General features: G+C 72.4%; 15 protein-coding genes and 1 pseudogene. 11 read left to right on the plus strand and 5 right to left on the minus strand.

What is annotated here, in order from left to right:
• Positions 1-54 precede the first annotated feature (54 nt).
• The 3 genes from IEY78_RS10560 to IEY78_RS10570 all read left to right on the plus strand — a co-directional run bounded on the left by IEY78_RS10560 (position 55) and on the right by IEY78_RS10570 (position 4,687).
• Positions 55-687 (plus strand): ComEA family DNA-binding protein, encoded by a 633-nt coding sequence (locus IEY78_RS10560; protein WP_189097397.1) that lies wholly within the window; start codon positions 55-57, stop codon positions 685-687.
• Positions 688-1,187: 500 nt separating this feature from the next.
• On the plus strand, positions 1,188-3,779 hold the full coding sequence (locus tag IEY78_RS10565) for a ComEC/Rec2 family competence protein (RefSeq protein WP_229699863.1): 2,592 nt from the start codon (positions 1,188-1,190) through the stop codon (positions 3,777-3,779).
• A 110-nt stretch (positions 3,780-3,889) separates the two neighbouring features.
• On the plus strand, positions 3,890-4,687 hold the full coding sequence (locus IEY78_RS10570) for an arylamine N-acetyltransferase family protein (RefSeq protein WP_189097398.1): 798 nt from the start codon (positions 3,890-3,892) through the stop codon (positions 4,685-4,687).
• 200 nt (positions 4,688-4,887) lie between these two features.
• On the opposite strand, the gene IEY78_RS10575 is transcribed toward IEY78_RS10570, so the two are convergent.
• On the minus strand, positions 4,888-5,115 hold the full coding sequence (locus IEY78_RS10575) for a hypothetical protein (RefSeq protein WP_189097399.1): 228 nt from the start codon (positions 5,113-5,115) through the stop codon (positions 4,888-4,890).
• A gap of 185 nt (positions 5,116-5,300) precedes the next feature.
• Here IEY78_RS10575 and holA point away from each other — a divergent pair, with 185 nt between their 5' ends.
• On the plus strand, positions 5,301-6,284 hold the full coding sequence (gene holA / locus IEY78_RS10580) for a DNA polymerase III subunit delta (protein ID WP_189097400.1): 984 nt from the start codon (positions 5,301-5,303) through the stop codon (positions 6,282-6,284).
• 153 nt (positions 6,285-6,437) lie between these two features.
• Here holA and IEY78_RS10585 read toward each other — a convergent pair whose 3' ends face one another.
• Positions 6,438-7,331, minus strand: a complete 894-nt coding sequence (locus IEY78_RS10585; protein ID WP_229699847.1) for a hypothetical protein — start codon at positions 7,329-7,331, stop codon at positions 6,438-6,440.
• Between the two features lie 691 nt (positions 7,332-8,022).
• Positions 8,023-8,289, minus strand: coding sequence for a 30S ribosomal protein S20 (rpsT, locus tag IEY78_RS10590; RefSeq protein ID WP_006605677.1), 267 nt, complete (start codon positions 8,287-8,289; stop codon positions 8,023-8,025).
• Between the two features lie 521 nt (positions 8,290-8,810).
• Here rpsT and lepA point away from each other — a divergent pair.
• The 5 genes and pseudogenes from lepA (at position 8,811) to IEY78_RS10615 (ending at position 17,106) form a co-directional block, all read left to right on the plus strand.
• Positions 8,811-10,685, plus strand: a complete 1,875-nt coding sequence (gene lepA, locus IEY78_RS10595; protein WP_189097401.1) for a translation elongation factor 4 — start codon at positions 8,811-8,813, stop codon at positions 10,683-10,685.
• Positions 10,686-11,056: 371 nt separating this feature from the next.
• Positions 11,057-12,946: an AMP-dependent synthetase/ligase gene (locus IEY78_RS10600; RefSeq protein ID WP_189097402.1), complete on the plus strand. Its 1,890-nt coding sequence runs from the start codon at positions 11,057-11,059 to the stop codon at positions 12,944-12,946.
• A gap of 375 nt (positions 12,947-13,321) precedes the next feature.
• The gene (locus IEY78_RS10605; protein ID WP_189097403.1) at positions 13,322-15,418 is read left to right on the plus strand and encodes a SpoIIE family protein phosphatase; all 2,097 of its coding nucleotides are present in this window, start codon (positions 13,322-13,324) and stop codon (positions 15,416-15,418) included.
• Positions 15,419-15,462: 44 nt separating this feature from the next.
• Entirely contained in the window at positions 15,463-16,695 is a 1,233-nt protein-coding gene (hemW, locus tag IEY78_RS10610) for a radical SAM family heme chaperone HemW (RefSeq protein ID WP_189097404.1), read from the plus strand.
• A 101-nt stretch (positions 16,696-16,796) separates the two neighbouring features.
• A pseudogene (locus tag IEY78_RS10615) lies at positions 16,797-17,106 on the plus strand (hypothetical protein).
• On the opposite strand, the gene IEY78_RS10620 reads toward IEY78_RS10615, so the two are convergent.
• Both IEY78_RS10620 and IEY78_RS10625 read right to left on the minus strand, forming a co-directional pair.
• A complete protein-coding gene (locus tag IEY78_RS10620) occupies positions 17,084-17,917 on the minus strand; it encodes a DUF3097 domain-containing protein (RefSeq protein WP_189097405.1) in 834 nt (277 codons plus the stop codon). The pseudogene IEY78_RS10615 and the gene IEY78_RS10620 overlap by 23 nt on opposite strands.
• Positions 17,918-17,973: 56 nt before the next feature.
• Positions 17,974-18,711 (minus strand): MBL fold metallo-hydrolase, encoded by a 738-nt coding sequence (locus tag IEY78_RS10625; protein ID WP_189097406.1) that lies wholly within the window; start codon positions 18,709-18,711, stop codon positions 17,974-17,976.
• A gap of 195 nt (positions 18,712-18,906) precedes the next feature.
• On the opposite strand from IEY78_RS10625, the gene hrcA reads away from it, so the two are divergent.
• Both hrcA and dnaJ read left to right on the plus strand, forming a co-directional pair.
• Positions 18,907-19,923, plus strand: coding sequence for a heat-inducible transcriptional repressor HrcA (gene hrcA / locus IEY78_RS10630; protein WP_189097407.1), 1,017 nt, complete (start codon positions 18,907-18,909; stop codon positions 19,921-19,923).
• Entirely contained in the window at positions 19,924-21,060 is a 1,137-nt protein-coding gene (gene dnaJ / locus IEY78_RS10635) for a molecular chaperone DnaJ (protein WP_189097408.1), read from the plus strand.
• The last annotated feature ends 40 nt before the right edge of the window (positions 21,061-21,100 follow it).

Below are 21,100 nucleotides of genomic sequence, written 5' to 3' on the forward strand. Positions count from 1 at the left end.
CTGGTCGGCCGGGGCTGTCAGGACCGCCTACGCAGCCGAGGTGGCCAGTCGATCATGACCCTATTCCGCACCAGTGAATATCCGAACCTGCCGATACCGGCGGCCGAACGGTCCGTGGGCGCCTTTGACCCCGCCCCGCGCTCCTCGTCGCAGCCGGCCTCGTCCTCGTCCGCCGCCGCGGCGACGAACGGCCCGCCGGGCGGGGCCGGGCGGCAGCTGGTCGTCGATGTGACGGGCAAGGTCCGGCACCCCGGAATTCACCGGATGCCGCCGGGATCGCGGGTGATCGACGCGCTGCAGGCCGCCGGCGGAGTGTTGCGCGGGGCGAACCTCCGTGGGCTCAACCGGGCCCGGCGGCTGACCGACGGCGAGCAGATCGTGGTCGGTGCGCCCGGTGGTGGGGCCGGTGCCGGCGGCGGGCCGGGTGCCGCCGACGAGGGGGCCGGGGGTTCGGGAAGCGGCGGTGGGGGACCCGGTGGCGGAGGCGGTCCCGGAGGTCCGGTCAGCCTGAGTTCGGCGACCGAGCAGCAGCTCGACTCCCTCCCCGGGGTGGGGCCCGTGCTGGCCCGCCACATCATCGAATTCCGCACCCAGCACGGCGGATTCACCTCGGTGGAACAGCTCCGCCAGGTGACCGGCATCGGTGATCGCCGGTTCGCCGATCTGCGCCCCTTGGTGGAGCCGTGACCGCTCCCCGCGCCACCGTGCACGCCCGGGCGGTCTCGCGGCACGGCTCCTCGGACCCGCACGAGGAGGGCCCGGTCGATCTGCGGCTTGTCGCGCCCGCGCTGGCGGCCTGGGCGGCCGCGGCGATCGGCCTGGGCATGCCCGGTGGGGGAGCGGTGGTGGCGGTGGGCGTGGCCGTGCTGCTCGCGGCGGGCGTGTGGTGGGTGGCCGTGGTGCGGTTCGGGGCGGGGCGGGGCACAGAGGCGGACGGGGAGGACGAGGGCCCGACGCGGGCCGACTGCGAGGGGGCGGGAGAGGCCGATACCGAGGGGCCGGGATCGGCGGATGGCGGTGGGCGAGGCGTGGTTGCCGCCCGCGGGAGGGGAGATCGGGCGTTTTCTCTCCGTTCTCTCCGCATCCGGTCCGCGGGGGCGTTGACGGCCCTGGCGGCGCTGCTGTTGTGTGCCGGGGCGGGGGCCGCGTCAGCGGCGTTGCACGTGGCGGATGTGCGGCGGGGGCCGCTGCCGGCCCTGGCGGAGCAGTTCGGGCAGGTCACGGCCGAGCTGGAGGTGACCGGCGACCCCCGGCTGACCCGCCCCAAGGTGCGGGGCTCGCAACGCACGCCCCCAGTGCTGGTGTTTACCGCCGAGGCCGTGCGCGTCACGGCGCCCCACGGCACGGTCACCGCGGTCCGCACGCCGGTCCTGGTCGTCGTGCAGCAGCGCGGAGGGAGCGGTAAGGAGGGCGGGGGAGCCTCGAACCAGCCGGGCCCGGCGCACCGTGACGCGGCTCGCGAGAGTCCCTGGTCGGCCTGGCGCGGGCTGCTGCCCTCGACCCGCATCCGGGTGGTGGCGCGCGCCGCGCCGCCGCTGTCCCCGGCCGATCAGGTCGGAGCCGTGCTGCGGGTCACCGCCGGCGCGTCACCGGTCAAGGTCGGTGCGCCCACCGCCCTGGAGCGGCTGGCGGGCAGCCTGCGGGCGGGACTGCGCGAGGCCACCGACGGGTTGAGCCCCGATGCCCGGGCGCTGCTGCCCGGGCTCGTCGTGGGAGACACCTCGCGCGTGCCGCCGGATCTCGACGATGCCTTCCGCGCCACCGATCTGACGCATCTACTCGCCGTATCGGGCAGCAATCTGACGATCGTGCTCGCCCTGCTGATCGGGCCGCCGCACCTCGCGACGCGTGCCGAGCGCCGCGGGCTGGCGCCGCGCCTGGGGCTGTCGTTGCGCGGCACGGCAGTGGTGGGAGGCGCGATCGCGCTGGCCTTCGTCGTGGTGTGCCGCCCGGATCCGAGCGTGCTGCGGGCCGCCGTCTGCGGGCTGATCACACTGCTCGCGATCGGCACCGGCCGCCGCCGCTCCCTGCTGCCCGCGCTCGCCGCCGCGGTCCTGCTGCTGGTGCTCTACGACCCCTGGCTCGCCCGCAGCTACGGCTTTCTGCTGTCCGTTCTGGCGACCGGCGCCCTGCTGCTGCTGGCACCGCGCTGGAGCGCCGCCCTGCGACGGCGCCGGGTCCCGCCCCGGATCGCCGAGGTGATCGCCGCCGCGGCCGCTGCCCAGGCGGTCTGCGCACCCGTCGTCGCCGTGCTGGCGGCCCGGGTGGGCCTGGTGGCCGTGCCCTGCAATCTGCTGGCCGAACTCGCCGTGGGGCCCGCGACGGTGCTGGGCTTCGCCGCGCTCGCCGCCGCCCTCGTCGTGCTGCCGGTCGCCCGGGCGCTTGCCTGGTGCGCGGGCTGGCCCGCCGAGTGGATCGCCGGCGTGGCCCGTACGGGGGCGGGGCTGCCGGGGGCCGATATCGAGTGGCCGGGGGGCTGGGCCGGTGGGCTGATGCTGGCGGTCGTGCTGGTGGTCCTGGTGCCCGTGGGGCGCCGATTGTCGCGCCGCCCCTGGCTGTGTGTGCTCTGCGCGCTGGCGATGATCCTCGCGGTCTGCCGCCCCGCCCCGTTCACCCGCGTCATCACCGGCTGGCCACCGCCCGGGTGGCGCGCGGTGGTCTGCGACGTGGGGCAGGGCGACGGCCTGGTGCTGGCCGCCGGGGACGGTACGGCGCTGGTGGTGGACACCGGTCCGGAGCCTCGCGCCATCGACCGCTGCCTCACCGAACTGGGCGTCCGCCGCATCCCCCTGCTCGTCCTGACACATTTTCACGCCGACCATGTGGACGGGCTTCCCGGCGCGCTCCGCGGCCGCTCGGTCGGCGCGATCGAGACCACGACGCTGGACGATCCGCCCGGCCAGGCGCAGTTCGTGCGCAGCACGGCTGCCGCGGCCGGGGTCCCGATCGTCCGCGCCGCAACGGGCGAGCGACGCCGCCTGGGGCCACTGACCTGGGAAGTCCTGTGGCCACCGGCTCCTCCTGACCTCCCCGGCCCCCACGGCCCTGGCGTCCCGGGTAGCCCCGGTGTCCCCGGCAGCCAGGCGCCCGGCCCCGAGGGCAGCGCCGGTTCCGAAGCCGTCGACGGCCCGAACGACTCCAGCGTCACCCTGCTCGTCCGTACGCACGGGCTGACGATCCTGCTGCTCGGCGACCTCGAACCGCCCGCACAGCGAGCGTTGTTGGAGGCCCATCCGGAGCTGGGCGCGGTCGATGTCCTGAAGGTGGCGCACCACGGCTCCGCCTATCAGGACCCGCTGCTGATACACCGGCTGTCGCCCCGGCTGGCGCTGATCTCCTGCGGTACCGACAACCCGTACGGCCATCCGGCCCTCGGCACCCTCACGGCCCTGCGGGCCCAGGGCGTCCGGTTACTGCGTACGGACACCGACGGCGCCATCGCGGTCCTGGGCACCACCGACAGGCTCTCCACGACGGTGAGCGGGCACCTCAGCCTGATACCGCAGACCGGCGGTCGGAGAAGCCGTGCGGGTCCGCCGGCCGCTCGCCGGGACGGGGCGATGCGGGCCGCCGGGTGGGAGAGATGTCCGGGCCCGGTAGGGGCCCGTAGGTCCGGTGCGGGTCCGGCCCGTGGCGGTAGGCCTCGTGGCAGGAAGGCAGGAAGGCAGGAAGGCAGGAAGGCAGGAAGGCAGGAAGGCAGGAAGGCAGGCAGGGCCCGGGCCGGGCCGGAGCACGCGGACCCGGACGATCAAGGGAGTTCGACGAAAGGGGATCTATAGACTCTGGATCGTGGCGGACCGGCCCACGCCCGCCCCCCCGGTCGAGGGTTCGTTCGAGTCGTCGTGACGGTGCCGGAGCCGTCATCGGTTCGCCCTGGAGAGGACGCCTGATGGACACCGCCGCAGTCGATGCCTACCTCGATCGGATAGGCGCCGCCCGCCCCGCATCCCCCGACGCCGAGGCGTTGCGGGCGCTGCACCTGCGTCATCTGCGCACCGTCCCCTTCGAGAACCTCTCCCTCCACCTCGGCGAGGAGGTCGTGCTCGCGGAACGTCCGCTGCTGGACAAGATCGTCGGAGCCCGGCGTGGCGGCTTCTGCTACGAGCTCAACGGTGCCTTCGCCATGCTGCTGGGCGCACTCGGCTACGAGGTCGAGCTGTTGTCCGCCCGCGTCTTCGGCCCTGACGGGCTCGGCATCCCGTACGACCACCTCGTGTTGCGCGTGGTGGCCCCGGACGGGCCGTGGCTCGCCGATGTCGGCTTCGGCCGGCACTGTCACTTTCCGCTCCGCTGGGACAGCCGTGCCGAGCAGCCCGAGCCGGGCGGGGTGTTCCGGATCGAGGAGACGGCCCAGGGGGATCTCGATGTCCTGCGGGACGGCTCCCCGCAGTACCGCGTGGAGCAACGCCTGCGCGTGCTCAAGGACTTCGAGGCGGGCTGCTGGTGGCACCGCACCTCGCCCCGGTCGCACTTCACACAGTCCCTGGTGTGCTCCCGGCTGACGGAGACCGGGCGGATCACGCTCTCCGGCCGGACACTCGTGCGCACCGGGGCGGACGGCGATCGCGAGGAGCGTCAGCTGGGTGAGGGCGAGGTCCTCGCCGCGTACCGCGAGCACTTCGGGATCGTGCTGGAGCGGGAGCCCGTGGTCGGCGAGGCCGTGGGCGGCGAGTCCACGGCGGGGTGAGGCGCGGGCGGGTGAGGCTGAGGGCTCCCCGGGTGTGGTTCCCCAGACGCCCGCTGTGGCCGCCCAAGTGGTGTCCCCGGGCGCCTCACAGCCTCCGGAGACTCACTCGGCCCCGGGAGACACTCGCCCCCGGAGTCTGACTCGCTCTCGGAAGTCACTCGGCCTTGCGCTCGCCCCGGAGGCTCACTCGCCCCCGGAAGTCACTCTGCCTCGCGCCAGCCCTCGTGTTCGGCCGCGAGGTCGTGCAGCTGCTCCGGATCGTGGGCGGCGTCCGGGTCCTCGACCACCACCAGCCATTGGGCGTCCTCGGCATCGTCCTCGCCGGCCAGGGCGTCCCGTACGAGCTGAGGTTCCTCGGCGAGGCCGAAGCGCTCCGTCAGGGCTTCGGCCACCTCCTCCGCCGCGTCGCGGTCGGGAAGTACCAGCACGTGCCGTTCATGTCGTACGTGCTGGTCGTGCCGTTCGTGCGGTGGGTGTGGGACAGCATCGTTCACCCGGCCATTGTCCGACAGGCGTGGGGGCGCGGACCGTCAGGGGGAGGGCGGGGCGTTCCGGCGGGGACGGCGGGCGGTCCGGGGCCGGTTGTCAGCGGGGCGTGGGATGCTGGACCGCGATGGCCAGGAAGACAGCTCACGACGACCCGCTCGCCCCCGTCACGATCGCGGTGGGCCAGGAAGACCTGCTGCTCGACCGCGCGGTGCAGCAGGTGGTGGCGGCCGCCCGGGCGGCCGACGCGGACACCGATGTACGCGACCTCACCCTCGATCAGCTGCAGCCCGGCACCCTTGCCGAGCTGACCAGCCCGTCCCTGTTCGCCGAGCGCAAGGTCGTGGTGGTGCGCGCCTCCCAGGACCTGTCCGCCGACACCATCAAGGACGTCAAGGCGTATCTCGGCTCGCCCGCCGAGGAGATCACGCTGGTGCTGCTGCACGCCGGCGGTGCCAAGGGGAAGGGCCTGCTGGACGCCGCGCGCAAGGTGGGTGCCCGGGAGATCGCCTGCCCCAAGATGACCAAGCCCGCCGACCGGCTGGCCTTCGTCCGGGGCGAGTTCCGCGCGGTCGGCCGCTCGGCGACGCCCGAGGCCTGTCAGTCTCTGGTCGATGCGATCGGCAGCGATCTGCGAGAGCTGGCCTCGGCCTGCTCGCAGCTGACTGCGGACATCGAGGGCACGATCGACGATGCCGTGGTCGCGCGCTACTACACGGGCCGGGCCGAGGCGTCGAGCTTCACCGTCGCGGACCGTGCCGTCGAGGGCCGGGCCGCCGAGGCGCTGGAGGCGCTGCGCTGGGCGATCTCCACCGGCGTCGCCCCCGTCATGATCACCAGCGCGCTCGCCCAGGGCGTCCGGGCCATCGGCAAGCTGGCCTCCGCCCCGCGCGGTGCGCGCCCCGGCGACCTCGCCCGCGAACTGGGCATGCCGCCCTGGAAGATCGACCGGGTGCGCCAGCAGATGCGCGGCTGGTCGGCGGACGGCGTGGCCACGGCGCTGCGCGCGGTGGCGGACGCCGATGCGGGCGTCAAGGGCGGCGGGGACGACCCGGGGTACGCCCTGGAGAAGGCCGTCGTGGTGATCGCCCGGGCGGCCCGCTCGCGCTGAGGCGCCATCACGCGGAGGCGTTCCGACCGAGTGACACGGCACTGGCCCCACGGGCGGCACCCGAGGAATCGCCGCCGCCGCCATCACTGAGCCGGGCCAAGCCAGGCCAGGCCGAGCCGGACCGTGGCCCCGCCCGGCCTCACCACGTGATCCCTACCGCGACCGCGTGTCCTGCAGCCGCTTGAGGGTCTCCGTCGCGCTGGTCTTCAGCATCGTCGCCACCTCGGCGGGGGTCGGCTGCTCGGCCGTGCTGCTGCTCGACGCATAGCTCGACCACGTCGACTGAAACGTCATCCAGCCGTCCCGGACGGCGAGGATCACATACGAGCTGTCGCTGCTGCCGCCCGTGTCCTGCCGTGTCACGAGATAGGCCTCGTCGGCGATGCCCGGCACGGCCTCGACCGTATAGCGGGTCGACGCGTCCTGTTTCTCGTACGAGCGGTAGCTGTCGGCGAACTCCGGTGCCGGGTCGGTCTTCTTGTGCAGCGTGACGGTGCTGTACATCCAGGTCGAGGAATAGTCGGAGCTGCCGGCGTTCTGCGGCTCCAGTGACACGTTGCACGACATGGTGTCCATGGTGTTCTGCTGGGCGCCGGTGTGCTGCGGATTGGTGTCCTTGGCGGATGTACTCGCCTTGATCTTGAAGTGGGCGTTCTCGAACGGGGTCAGTGAGGTTTTCGCACACAGATCGCCGGTGTAGCCGTACCCGGCGAGGTCGGGTTCGGACTCGTCGGAGAAGCCGCCGGTGGCGAACAGTACCGACGCCCAGATCGCGGAGGCGGCGACGGCACCGCCGATCGCCCAGAGCCAGCCGCCCTTGCCATGGCCCGCCCCCTCACGAGCGCCGGGCTGCCCGGGCGGCGGAGCAGGAATGCCGCCCGCCGGATATCCGTATCCGCCGCCCGGCACTGGTGGCACCTGCTGTGGGGGCTGTTGCGCGTACGGATTCTGCTGTGGGACTGCCGCATTCTGCGGCGCGGGCACCTGGCCGTAGGGGTTGGCCTGCGGCTGGGCGTATGGATTGTTTTGTTCCCCCGATATGGACATGGCCGAAGATTAGCCGACATCGCCGAAAACGAACCCGGCCAGGCAGACCTGATCCGGATATCCGAATGCAAGAGATGAACCAGGCGCATCAGATGCACACGGCGCACCAGATGCAAAAGGGCGCACCAGAAGCAATGCGTGCACCGCCAACAACGGGATGCACCGCCAACAACGGGCCGCACCGCCCGCAACGGGCGCGTCGCCAACAACGGACGCATCGGATACGCCGCACAGACCAGACATCCCGAAAACACAACAAGGCCGCCGCAATATCAGAAACCCCCACGCCCGGCCTCACACACCAACCCCCACACGCGATTCCCCCGCAGGCCCCGCACACGGAATCCCGCGCATACCTGCCCCCACGGGAAATCCCACGCACGATTTCCCCGCAACCCCGCAACCCCGCTGCCCCTCCTCCCTCCCATCACAAAAGCCCCGCCTCGTCCCTGGGGAAGGGAAGGCGGGGCTTTCGTATCAAGCTGTATCGGCTTCGTCGGCGAAAAACGCCGGGCGAGCCGGGTGCGGCCGCACCCGCGTGGCGAACGCAGGCCGTGTGCGGCGCGGTGGTGCACCGGTCAGGGAGCGGAGAGAGGGGCCGCTGGGTCCCTGTCGGCAGGGTGTTGCAGATGTTGCTGGTGGAGGAAGCTCAGGCCTGGTCGGCCCGGTGACTTCGTACCGGAAGGGAAGGTCAGCCCTTGAGGGTCGCGACCTTCTTGGCCAGCGCCGACTTCTTGTTGGCGGCGGCGTTCTTGTGGATGACACCCTTGCTGACGGCCTTGTCGAGCTTCTTGGCAGCCTCGGCCTGGGCGGTGGCGGCCTTCTGCAGGTCGCCGGCCTCCACGGCCTCGCGGGTGCGACGGATCGCGGTCTTCAGAGTGGACTTGACAGCCTTGTTGCGCTGACGAGCCTTCTCGTTGGTCTTGATCCGCTTCATCTGGGACTTGATGTTCGCCACGAAAGAGCCTTTTCAGGTTCGTTGGAGTTTCGAGTTGCGCCTCGTACGAGAGAGGGCACGAAGCGCAGTGGACCAGGCTACCAGCAGGGTCTTCGGCCACCCAAACCGGACCGGACCCGCCGCCCGGCCCGCCTCACCCGGCCCGCCCCGAGCCCCTCAAGCGAGCCCCTCAAGCGGCCCGGCACATCCCGCCCCCGAGCCCCTCAAGCAACCCGGCCCGCCCCCGAGCCGCCCAAAGCAACCCGGCCCGGCCCCCGCAGCCCGCCCCGCCTCGCCCGGCCTCCCCGGAGCCACCCGAGCCCCCCCCCGCACAGACCACTCCCCCCGCCCCACCGAAGAGACCCCGTCCCCCCGAAACGCCCCGCCCCCACACCACTGCCCCCGCCTCCGCCGCCCCCTCCCGGAACCCCCGGATCGCCCCCGGCCCGCCCAAACCGGACCGAGGCCGTCGCGCATGGGACCATGGGGGAGACGTCACATACCCGAGTCCCGCCTACCCGCGTTCACTGAATGGACCCTGCGTGCCCGCGACCCCTACGAACGTGCCGGAGCCGAGCCGTACCGATCCGGCCCTCCTCCGTAACTTCTGCATCATCGCGCACATCGACCACGGCAAGTCGACGCTCGCCGACCGGATGCTCCAGCTCACCGGTGTCGTCGACCAGCGGCAGATGCGCGCGCAGTACCTCGACCGCATGGACATCGAGCGCGAGCGCGGCATCACGATCAAGTCCCAAGCGGTCCGGCTGCCCTGGGACCCCTCCGAGGGGGAAGAGGGCAGTGGTACGACCCACATCCTCAACATGATCGACACCCCGGGCCACGTCGACTTCACCTACGAGGTGTCCCGCTCGCTCGCCGCGTGCGAGGGCTGCATCCTCCTCGTCGACGCCGCTCAGGGCATCGAGGCCCAGACGCTCGCCAACCTCTACCTGGCGATGGAGCACGACCTCACGATCATCCCCGTCCTCAACAAGATCGACCTGCCGGCCGCGCAGCCCGAGAAGTTCGCCGCCGAGCTGGCCAACCTGGTCGGCTGCGACCCCGAGGACGTGCTGAAGGTCTCCGCCAAGACCGGCGTCGGCGTGCCCGAGCTGCTGGACAAGGTCGTCCGCGAGGTGCCGGCCCCGGTCGGCGTCAAGGACGCCCCCGCCCGCGCGATGATCTTCGACTCGGTCTACGACGCCTACCGCGGCGTCGTGACGTACGTGAAGGTCGTCGACGGCACGCTCGGCAAGCGCGAGCGCATCCGGATGATGTCCACCGGCGCCGCGCACGAGCTGCTGGAGATCGGCACCAACTCCCCGGAGATGAAGCCCGCCGACGGCCTGTCCGTCGGTGAGGTGGGCTATCTGATCACCGGTGTGAAGGACGTCCGGCAGTCCAAGGTGGGTGACACGATCACCCAGCTCAACAAGGGGGCCACCGAGCCGCTGGGCGGCTACAAGGACCCCAAGCCGATGGTGTTCTCGGGGCTGTATCCGCTGGACGGCTCGGACTACCCCGAGCTGCGCGACGCGCTGGACAAGCTCCAGCTCAACGACGCCGCGCTGGTCTACGAACCGGAGACCTCCGCGGCCCTGGGCTTCGGCTTCCGCGTCGGCTTCCTGGGCCTGCTGCACCTGGAGGTCATCCGCGAGCGCCTGGAGCGCGAGTTCGGCCTCGAACTGATCGCCACCGCCCCCAACGTGGTCTACCGCGTGGACATGGAGGACGGGACCGAGCACGAGGTCACCAACCCGAGCGAGTTCCCGACGGGCAAGATCGACAAGGTGCACGAGCCGGTCGTCCGGGCCACGATCCTGGCGCCGAGCGAGTTCATCGGCGCGATCATGGAGCTGTGCCAGACCCGCCGCGGCAACCTCCTCGGCATGGACTACCTCTCCGAGGACCGGGTCGAGATCCGCTACACCCTCCCGCTCGCCGAGGTCGTCTTCGACTTCTTCGACCAGCTCAAGTCCAAGACGCGCGGCTATGCCTCGCTGGACTACGAGCCCACCGGTGAGCAGTCCGCCGACCTGGTCAAGGTCGACATCCTGCTGCACGGCGACAAGGTCGACGCGTTCTCCGCGATCTGCCACAAGGACAAGGCCTACGCCTACGGTGTGCGGCTGGTCGCCAAGCTGCGGGAGCTGATTCCGCGGCAGAGCTTCGAGGTGCCGATCCAGGCCGCCATCGGCAGCCGGGTCATCGCCCGTGAGACGGTCCGCGCCATCCGCAAGGACGTCCTCGCCAAGTGCTACGGCGGTGACATCTCCCGTAAGCGGAAGCTGCTGGAGAAGCAGAAGGAAGGCAAGAAGCGGATGAAGATGGTCGGCAGCGTGGAGGTCCCGCAGGAGGCCTTCATCGCGGTGCTGTCCTCGGACTCCGACGGCGACGCGAAGGCGAAGAAGTAGCACCCGGCGCACGGTCGGAAGCGGCCGTGCGCGGTGGTGCGACAGGGCGCCGGTCTCCTCGGGGGCCGGCGTCCTGCCGGTTGTGCGGCTGCACGGCGGAGGGAAACCCGGGAGGAATCCCGGAGGGAATGTGGAAGGGTTGTGGAGCGCTGTCGCGGGGGCGGAGTGATCCGTTCTGCCAGGTGGGCGCGGTGCGGGGCCTTCGCGACGCACTATCGGGCATTGCGGGTGCTACGTACACCTATTGCGCCGGTCACATCGTGAACCCGTTGTCCACAGCCCCTTACGCGTCGGCGCCGCGCGCTCTACTCTGATCTCTGCTCAAGGTTACTCGCGAGTCACCAGCAACGAAGCGGGCCCCGGAGGACGCCGTGACGGACACCCACACGCTGATCGAAAACCGGCCGCCCTCGGTGGCGCAGCTCTTCCTGGAGCGGGTCGCGGCCACGCCCGACATCGAGGCCTATCGCTATCCGGTCCCGTCCGCCTCGGGGCAGGGGCCGGACGACTGGAAGGCGCTGAGCTGGGCCCAGGCCGCCGACCGCGTCTACGCCGTCGCCGCCGGGCTTATCGCCCTCGGGGTGCGTCCCGAGGAGCGGGTGGCGCTGGCCGCCAACACCCGCGTCGAATGGATCCTCGCCGACCTCGGTGTGCTGTGCTCCGGCGCCGCCACCACCACGGTCTACCCCAGCACCAACGCCGAGGAGACCGCCTACATCCTGGCCGACTCCGGCAGCCGGGTGCTGATCGCGGAGGACGCCGGACAGCTCGCCAAGGCCCGCGAGCGGCGGGCGGAGCTGCCCGAGCTGGCGCATGTGGTCGTCATCGACGACACGGGCGTCCAGCCCGCGGCGGAGGACCCCGAGGGCTGGGTGCTCACCCTCGCCGAGCTGGAGAAGCGCGGCACCGCCCAGCTGGAGAGCCACCCGGAGTGCGTCAAGGAGCGGATCGCCGCGCTGCGCGCCGACCAGCTGGCCACGCTCATCTACACCTCCGGTACCACCGGCCGGCCGAAGGGTGTGCGGCTGCCGCACGACTGCTGGTCGTACATGGCCCGCGCGATCCAGTCCACCGGGCTGGTCGCCGAGGACGACGTCCAGTACCTCTGGCTGCCGCTGGCGCATGTCTTCGGCAAGGTGCTCACCGCCGGGCAGATCGCGACCGGCCAGGTGATCGCCGTCGACGGCCGGGTCGACAAGATCATCGACAACCTTCTGGTGGTCCGGCCGACGTACATGGCGGCCGTCCCGCGGATCTTCGAGAAGGTCTACAACGGTGTCGCGGCCAAGGCCCGGCAGGGCGGCGGCGCCAAGTACAAGATCTTCCAGTGGGCGGCCGAGGTGGCCCGCGAATACGCCAAGGTCTCGCAGGACAACTTCCGCCGCACCGGCAACGCCTCGGTGCCCTTCGCCCTCGGCGCCAAGCACAAGGTCGCCGACGCGCTCGTCTACGCCAAGCTGCGCGAGGCCTTCGGCGGCCGGCTGCGCGCCGCGGTCTCCGGCTCGGCCGCGCTCTCGCCGGAGATCGGCTACTTCTTCTCCGGCGCCGGCATCCACATCCTGGAGGGCTACGGCCTGACGGAGTCCAGCGCCGCCAGCTTCATCAACCCCGGCGAGGCCTACCGCACCGGCACGGTCGGCAAGCCGCTGCCCGGCACCGAGGTGCGGATCGCCGAGGACGGCGAGATCCTGCTGCGCGGCCCCGGCATCATGCAGGGCTACCACGGCCTGCCGGACAAGACCGCCGAGGTCCTGGAGGAGGACGGCTGGTTCCACACCGGCGACATCGGCGAGCTCTCCCCGGACGGCTATCTGCGGATCACCGACCGCAAGAAGGACCTGATCAAGACCTCGGGCGGCAAGTACATCGCGCCGGCCGAGGTGGAGGGCCAGTTCAAGGCGGTCTGCCCGTTCGTCTCCAACGTGCTGGTGCACGGCGCCAACCGGAACTTCTGCACGGCGCTGATCGCCCTCGACGAGCCGACGATCATGACCTGGGCCGCGGAGCACGGTCTGGCCGGCAAGAGCTATGCCGAGGTCGTCGCCACCGACCAGGTCCGCGAACTGGTCGACGGCTATGTCGAGCGGGTCAACGAGGGGCTCCAGCGCTGGCAGCAGATCCGCAAGTTCCGGCTGCTGCCGCGCGACCTGGACATCGAGCACGGCGAGGTGACCCCCAGCCTCAAGATCAAGCGGCCGGTGGTGGAGCGGGCGTTCAAGGACCTGCTCGACGAGATGTACGCCGGCTCGCGCGAGGCGTAGCCGCACGGCCGGGCCGCCCACGGGGGCGGCCCAGCCGTCTCCGCCCGTACCCCCGGGGACGGTCGCCGTCTCCGGCCCGCACTCCCGGGCGGAGGCGGGCACGGGGCCGTGACCGAGGGTGCGACGGGACCGGAACCAAGGGTGTGGCAGGGCCGTATCCGAAGGCGTGGCGCGGCCGGAACCAAGGGTGCGGTGGCCCCTCCGGACCGGCCTTTCGGGCGCCGCCGCGCGCGTCGGCCAACTCCCTCGGCGCGTCAGCCGAATTGACCCCTCGGACCACCCAGTTGTGTGACTCAGTGCTTATGACTGCGCTCGTTCTGTCACTCTGTTGTTAGCGCATCCGGCGCTGTAGCGGAGCTGCTCGGGAGTTGCTCAATGAGGACGACCACTTCGTCTCCACGGGACGACGACGTCACGGCGGCGCGCACGATGATGTCCGGCGCCCCCGCGGCCCGTTCCCTGCGGGCCAGCCTGCCCGGTGATCCGCGGGCCGCTGCCGCCGCCCGGCGGCTGGTGCGGTCCGCGTTCGCCGAATGGGCGGGCCAGGAGGTCCCGGGCGCCCACCGGCTGACCGGCCGGCTCGCGGACGAGGCGGAGCTGCTGGTCAGCGAGCTGGTGACGAACGCGGTGGTGCATGCCGGCACCGCCGTCGAGCTGCGCTGCCGGCTGGAGCCGCAGGGCGCCCCGCGGCCGGGCACGGAGCCGTACGGCGGCCGCAACGGCGAGCCGTACGCGACGCCGTACGCGGAGGGCATCCCGGGCGCGGGCCCCGACAGCGCCTCCGGGCCCGGCGTCCTCATCGAGGTCTCCGATCACCACCCCACGCAGCCGATCCGCGCCCGCGACGACACCAGCGCCTCGGAAACCAGTGGCCACGGCCTCCAGTTGATCAGCGCCGTCGCCGAATCCTGGGGCATCACCTACCGCCGGGCCATGAAGACCGTCTGGTTCCGGCTGCCCATGGGAGCCCCGGACGACGCCGGGCGACTGGAGCCCGAGGGCACCTTCGACGACCGGCTGCTCCAGCACGAGCTGCGGGCGGCCGAGCTCCTGGCCCCGGCGCCGCGCCGGGCCGTCCGGCCCGAGCGCGAGGCGGGCGGGGCCGACAACGGCGCCCTGTCCTTCCTCGCCGAGGCCTCCGACCTGCTCTCCGGCCAGCTCGACGCGGACCAGGTCGCCGCGCTCGCCGCCCAGTTGATCGTGCCGCGGCTCGCCGAGTGGTGCGCCGTGTGGCTCTACGACGGCGACGGCGGGGCGCCCGGCCGGGGCATCGCAGCGGCCGGCGAGGAGCAGCGCCTCGCCGGCGTCTGGCACACCTGCGAGAGCCGTATCGACCCGCTGCGCACCGCGCTGGAGAAGCAGCCGCCGGACCTTCCGGGCAGCGGCCCGTCCGGCAGCGCACCCGTCCCGGCCGCCTGGCCGTGGCCGCAGGGACCGGGCGGCCCCGACGACGGGCACGACGGACCCGGCGGCGCCGCGCTGGCCTGCCCCCTGGTCGCCGGCGGCCGCCGGCTGGGCACCCTGCTGCTGGGCCGCGGCGGGCTGCTGGGCTTCCCCGGTGCCGTGGTCGCACTGATCGAGGACCTCGCCCGCCGGGTCGCCCGCGCCGTCGCCACCGCCCGCGCCTACAGCCGCCAGGAGCGCATCAGCCAGGTCCTGCAGCGCCGGCTGCTGCCCCGCGGCCGGGCCCGGGTGCCCGGTGTGGAGTCGGCCGTGGTCTACGAGCCGCGCGAGGGCGCCTGGGCGGGCGGCGACTTCTGGGACCTGTTCGACGCCGGGGACGGCCGCTGGTGCTTCGCCCTCGGCGACGTCTGCGGCAGCGGCCCCGAGGCGGCCGCGGTGACCGGGCTGGCCCGGCCGGTGCTGCGGCTGCTGGCCCGCGACGGCTTCGGGGTCGCGGCAGTGCTCGACCGGCTCAACAAGACCATGGCGCGCGAGGCCGCGGACTCGGTCGCGGCGGTCGCGGCCGCGGTGGCGGCGGCCGGTGCCGGGGCCGAGGCGCCCGTCGAGATCCGCGAGGAGGGCGAGCAGGCCCGCTTCCTGTCACTGCTCTACGGGGAGATCGTTCCCTACCCCGGCGACTCCCGCGGCTCCCGTGGTGCCCGCTGCACCCTCGCCAGCGCCGGCCATCCGCTGCCGCTGGTGCTGGGCACCGACGGCGCGGTCCGCTGCGTCGCGGCGCCGCAGATGCTGCTGGGGGTGGTCGAGGACGCCTCGTACGTCAGCGAGTCCTTCGACCTGCGCCCCGGCGAGACCCTGCTGTGCGTCACCGACGGGGTGACCGAGCGGCGCTCGGGCCGCCGGCTGTTCGACGACGAGGACGGCCTGGCCCTCACCCTCCAGGCCGGCGCGGGCCTGGACGCCACCGCCCTCGCCGAGCACATCCGCACCACCGTCCACGCCTTCGGCCCCACCCCGCCGGACGACGACCTGGCCCTGCTGGTCCTCCAGGCGGCGGGGAGCCCGTCGTAACCGCGGGCGCGGGGCCGGCCGCGGCATGACGGACAATGGATGCCATGCCTTCCGCACTGCCTGATGGTGAGCCCATGCCCGAGGACGGGGCGCTGCCCGGTCATGCGCTGGCGGGGGCGGCCGGCCGGCCCCTCGGCTTCTACCTGCACGTGCCGTACTGCGCCACCCGCTGCGGCTACTGCGACTTCAACACCTACACCGCGAGCGAGCTGCGCGGCTCCGGCGGCGCCCTGGCCTCCCGCGACAACTACGCCGACACCGTCGTGGCGGAGATCCGGCTGGCCCGCAAGGTGCTCGGCGACGACCCCCGCCCGGTCGAGACGGTCTTCGTCGGCGGCGGCACCCCGACCCTGCTGCCCGCCGCCGATCTCTCCCGGATGCTGGCGGCGATCCGCGAGGAGTTCGGCCTGGCGCCCGGCGCGGAGATCACCACCGAGGCCAACCCGGAGTCCGTCGACCCCCGCTACCTCGCCGAACTGCGCGCGGGCGGCTTCAACCGGGTCTCCTTCGGCATGCAGAGCGCCCGGCAGCACGTCCTGAAGATCCTCGACCGCACGCACACCCCCGGACGCCCGGAGGCCTGCGTCGCCGAGGCCCGCGCCGCCGGGTTCGAGCACGTCAACCTCGACCTGATCTACGGCACCCCGGGCGAGACCGACGACGACTGGCGCGCGTCCCTCGACGCCGCGCTCGGCGCCGGCCCCGACCACGTCTCCGCCTACGCCCTGATCGTCGAGGAGGGCACCCAGCTGGCCCGCCGGATCCGCCGCGGCGAGGTCCCGATGACCGACGACGACGTGCACGCCGACCGCTACCTCCTCGCGGAAGAGGCCCTGACCGCCGCCGGGTTCCGCTGGTACGAGGTCTCCAACTGGGCCACCACCGAGGCCGCCCGCTGCCGCCACAACGAGCTGTACTGGACCGGCGCCGACTGGTGGGGCGCGGGCCCCGGCGCGCACAGCCACGTCGGCGGCGTCCGCTGGTGGAACGCCAAGCACCCGGGCGGCTACGCCCAGGCCCTGACCGAGGGCCGCTCCCCGGGCGCCGGCCGCGAGGTGCTGGCCGCCGAGGACCGCCGCGTCGAACGCATCCTCCTGGAGCTGCGGCTCGCGGACGGCTGCCCGCTGGACCTGCTCGCCCCGGCGGGCGCACGGGCGGCGGCCCGCGCCTTGGCCGACGGACTCCTGGAGCGGGCCCCGTACGAGGCCGGCCGGGCCGTCCTGACACTCCGGGGACGGCTGCTGGCTGACGCGGTGGTGCGGGATCTGGTGGACTGATTCCTCGGACGAGTGAACCGATGTGGCGGGCCTGCGGGGCCGCCCAGGCTGTTCCTGGCCTGTGCCGTAGACACGGCGAACAGGAAACGGAGGCCACGGAGATGACCACTGTGGATGAACGCCGGATGACGGAGCTCTTCGAGAACCTTGAGGTTCCCGAGGGCGTCAAGGTGGAGCTCCTCCGGGGGGAAATTGTGCTGATGGCGGGACCGGATCTGGTCCACAACCCGATCGTCGAGGCGGTCTTCGACCAGATTCCGCGTGAGAAGTGGCACCGGTGAGGAGGCTGACTACCGCGTGCAGCGCCTCACGAAGTTCGGCGACCCCGTGCCCCTGACACTGCTCGGCATCGACCTGGACACCAGCGCATTCGGCACTCTCAAGGACGTCAGGCCCCACCGCCACCCGTGACGAAGTCGATCAGTTCCTCGACCCGTCCCAGCAGCGCCGGCTCCAGGTCCTTGTAGGAGCGCACGCACGACAGGATGCGCTGCCAGGCCGCGCCGGTGTTCTCCAGCCAGCCCAGTGCGCGGCACACGCCCGTCTTCCAGTCCTGCCCGCGCGGCACGGTGGGCCAGGCCGGGATCCCCACGGACGACGGCTTCACCGCCTCCCACACGTCGATGTACGGGTGGCCCACGACCAGGGCGTCGGCGCCGGTCACCCCGGCCGCGATCCGGGACTCCTTCGAGCCGGGCACGAGGTGGTCGACGAGGACGCCGAGACGGGCGTCCGGCCCGGGGGAGAAGGCGCGGACGATCGCCGGGAGGTCGTCGATGCCCTCCAGGTACTCCACGACGACGCCCTCGATGCGCAGATCGTCGCCCCAGACCCGCTCGACGAGTTCGGCGTCGTGCCGGCCCTCCACGTAGATGCGCCCGGCGCGGGCGACCCGGGCGCGGGCGCCGGGGACGGCGAGCGAGCCGGAGGCCGTACGGGCCGGGGTGCTCGGCGCCGGGCGGCCCTGGGGGCGTACGAGGGTGACGACCTTGCCCTCCAGGAGGAAGCCGCGCGGGGTCATCGGAAAGACACGGTGCTTGCCGAAGCGGTCCTCCAGGGTGACCGTCGGGCCCTCGGCCGTCTTCTCGCAGCGGATCACCGCGCCGCAGAAGCCCGTGATGACCTCCTCGACGACCAGATCCGGGTCGGCCGGTACCTCGGGGGCGGGGCGCTGCTTCTTCCAGGACGGGGTCAGATCGGGGCTGTATCGCTTGCTCTGCATGGGCCTGTTCTGTTCGGGAGAGGGGCGCGAAGCGGGGACGGGCGGTCGGGACGGAGTCAGGGGGCGGGGGCGACGCCGAAGCGGGCCGCCAGGGCGTCGCGCTGGGCGTGCACGAAGGCGGCGTCCACCACGGCGCCGTGGCCGGGGACGTAGACCGCGTCCTCGCCGCCGAGGGCCAGCAGCCGGTCCAGCGCGCCGGGCCACTGCTGCGGCAGCGCGTCCGGGCCCGCCTGCGGCTCGCCGGACTCCTCGACCAGGTCGCCGCAGAAGACGATCTCGGGGGAGCCCTGACGGCCCGGGACCAGCACCGCGAGATCGTGGGCGGTGTGCCCGGGGCCGACGTTGGCGAGCAGCACCTGGCGCTCGCCCAGCTCGACGGTCAGCTGGCCGTGGACGTGGTGGTGCGGGGCGACCAGCAGATCGGCGGCCTCCGCGGCGGCGTCCGGGTCGACGCCCTGCCGTACCGCGTCCCGCCGCAGCTCGTCCTTGCCGCGGCGCAGCAGATCACCGAGGCCGGCCGCGCCGAACACCTCGACGCCGGCGAAGGCGGCGGTGCCCAGCACATGATCGAAGTGCGGGTGGGTGAGCGCGACATGCGTCACGTTCCGGCCCAGTACCCCGCGGATCGTCCGGCGCAGCTGTGCGCCGTCGCGCAGGGTCGCGCCGGTATCGACGATCATGACTCCGGTGGTCCCCGCGATCACCCCGATCGTCTCGTCCCACCCCGGCATCCGGCGCCTGGCGACGCCGTCGCCGAGCCGTTCCCAGCCTGCCTCTTCCCATGCGGTGTGCATACCGAGACGCTAGCGCCCTCGCGATAGCGTTGCCCGGCAGATCGGCCGAACACGGTCATCGGGCGGATGCTCCGCGCGGCCGCCCTTGCCGTGGCCGTGCTACCCGGCCGTACACTGGCTCCGGGTCTGGCACTCTGCCCGTGTGAGTGCCAGGAGGATCGAGACGCCGGGACGGCCGGACTGGAGGTGCGCGGAATGCTCAGTGAACGCAGGCTCGAAGTGCTGCGCGCCATCGTCCAGGACTATGTCGGGACGGAGGAGCCGGTCGGCTCCAAGGCACTCACGGAGCGCCATCAGCTCGGGGTCTCCCCGGCGACGATCCGCAACGACATGGCGGCCCTGGAGGACGAGGGGTTCATCGCCCAGCCGCACACGAGTGCCGGGCGGATCCCGACCGACAAGGGCTATCGCCTGTTCGTCGACAAGCTGGCCGGCGTCAAGCCGCTGTCCAGCCCGGAGCGGCGGGCGATCCAGAATTTCCTGGACGGTGCCGTCGACCTCGACGACGTCGTCGGCCGCACGGTCCGGCTGCTGGCCCAGCTGACCCGGCAGGTCGCCGTCGTGCAGTACCCCTCCCTGACCCGCTCCACGGTCCGGCACGTCGAGCTGCTGGCGCTGGCCCCGGCCCGCCTGATGCTCGTACTGATCACGGACACCGGGCGGGTCGAGCAGCGGCTCATCGACTGCCAGGCGCCGTTCGGTGAGACGTCCCTGGCGGATCTGCGGGCGCGGCTCAACAGCCGGGTCGTGGGCCGCAGGTTCGCGGATGTGCCGCCGTTGGTGCAGGATCTCCCGGAGTCCTTCGAGCAGGACGACCGCGGCACGGTCTCGACAGTGCTGTCGGTGTTGCTGGAGACTTTGGTGGAAGAGACCGAAGAGCGGCTGATGATCGGCGGTACCGCCAATCTCACGCGCTTCGGGCACGATTTTCCACTGACCATCCGGCCGGTGCTGGAGGCCCTTGAGGAGCATGTGGTGATGCTCAAGCTGCTCGGGGAGGCCAAGGACTCGGGCATGACCGTACGTATCGGGCATGAGAATGCCCACGAAGGCCTGGCGTCCACATCGGTCGTCACGGTCGGCTACGGTTCGGGCGACGAGGCAGTCGCCAAACTCGGCGTGGTCGGACCGACCCGCATGGACTACCCCGGAACGATGGGAGCGGTACGCGCAGTGGCACGTTACGTCGGACAAATCCTCGCGGAGTCGTAAGTGGCCACGGATTATTACTCGGTCCTCGGCGTCGGCCGCGACGCCTCGCAGGACCAGATCAAGAAGGCCTTCCGTCGGCTGGCGCGCGAGCTGCACCCGGATGTGAATCCGGACCCGAAGACCCAGGAGCGGTTCAAGGAGATCAACGCCGCTTACGAGGTCCTGTCGGATCCGCAGAAGAAGCAGGTCTACGACCTCGGCGGCGACCCGCTCTCGCAGGCCGGCGGCGGCCAGGGCGCGGGCGGCTTCGGCGCGGGCTTCGGCAACTTCTCCGACATCATGGACGCGTTCTTCGGCACCGCGTCGCAGCGCGGCCCGCGCTCGCGCACCCGCCGGGGCCAGGACGCCATGATCCGCCTCGATGTCGAGCTGAACGAGGCCGCCTTCGGCACGACCAAGGACATCCAGGTCGACACCGCCATCGTCTGCACGACGTGCACCGGCGAGGGCGCAGCGCCGGGCACCTCCGCGCAGACCTGTGACATGTGCCGCGGCCGCGGTGAGGTCTCGCAGGTCACCCGGTCCTTCCTGGGCCAGGTCATGACCTCCCGGCCGTGCCCGCAGTGCCAGGGCTTCGGGACCGTCGTGCCGACGCCGTGCCCCGAGTGCGCCGGCGACGGGCGGATCCGCTCCCGCCGCACCCTGACCGTCAAGATCCCCGCCGGTGTCGACAACGGCACCCGCATCCAGCTCGCGGGGGAGGGCGAGGTCGGCCCCGGCGGCGGCCCCGCCGGCGACCTCTACGTGGAGATCCACGAGCTGCCGCACGCGGTCTTCCAGCGGCGCGGCGACGATCTGCACTGCACGGTCACCATCCCGATGACGGCGGCGTCGCTGGGCACCAAATGCCCGCTGGAGACGCTGGACGGGGTCGAGGAGATCGACGTCCGGCCCGGCACCCAGTCCGGCCAGTCCATCCCGCTGCACCAGCGCGGGGTGACCCATCTGCGCGGCGGCGGCCGGGGCGACCTCATCGTCCACGTCGAGGTGCAGACGCCGTCCAAGCTCGACCCCGAGCAGGAGGAGCTGCTGCGGCGGCTCGCCAAGCTGCGTGGTGAGGAGCGCCCCACGGGGCAGTTTCAGCCCGGGCAGCAGGGGCTGTTCTCGCGTCTGAAGGACGCCTTCAACGGGCGATAGCCCAGGTGAGCCGGGGTCCGACGGGCCGTTCGCCGGCAGC

It is taken from the genome of Streptomyces kronopolitis (assembly GCF_014646275.1).
Lineage (GTDB): Bacteria > Actinomycetota > Actinomycetes > Streptomycetales > Streptomycetaceae > Streptomyces > Streptomyces kronopolitis.

Bases quoted from the DNA above. Each gene is read 5' to 3' on its own strand.
- IEY78_RS10620 (WP_189097405.1), bottom strand. From the start codon at position 17,917: ATGCAGAGCAAGCGATACAGCCCCGATCTGACCCCGTCCTGGAAGAAG.
- IEY78_RS10585 (WP_229699847.1), bottom strand. From the start codon at position 7,331: ATGTCCATATCGGGGGAACAAAACAATCCATACGCCCAGCCGCAGGCC.
- holA (WP_189097400.1), top strand. From the start codon at position 5,301: ATGGCCAGGAAGACAGCTCACGACGACCCGCTCGCCCCCGTCACGATC.
- IEY78_RS10625 (WP_189097406.1), bottom strand. From the start codon at position 18,711: ATGCACACCGCATGGGAAGAGGCAGGCTGGGAACGGCTCGGCGACGGC.
- hemW (WP_189097404.1), top strand. From the start codon at position 15,463: ATGCCTTCCGCACTGCCTGATGGTGAGCCCATGCCCGAGGACGGGGCG.
- IEY78_RS10560 (WP_189097397.1), top strand. From the start codon at position 55: ATGACCCTATTCCGCACCAGTGAATATCCGAACCTGCCGATACCGGCG.
- hrcA (WP_189097407.1), top strand. From the start codon at position 18,907: ATGCTCAGTGAACGCAGGCTCGAAGTGCTGCGCGCCATCGTCCAGGAC.
- IEY78_RS10605 (WP_189097403.1), top strand. From the start codon at position 13,322: ATGAGGACGACCACTTCGTCTCCACGGGACGACGACGTCACGGCGGCG.
- IEY78_RS10570 (WP_189097398.1), top strand. From the start codon at position 3,890: ATGGACACCGCCGCAGTCGATGCCTACCTCGATCGGATAGGCGCCGCC.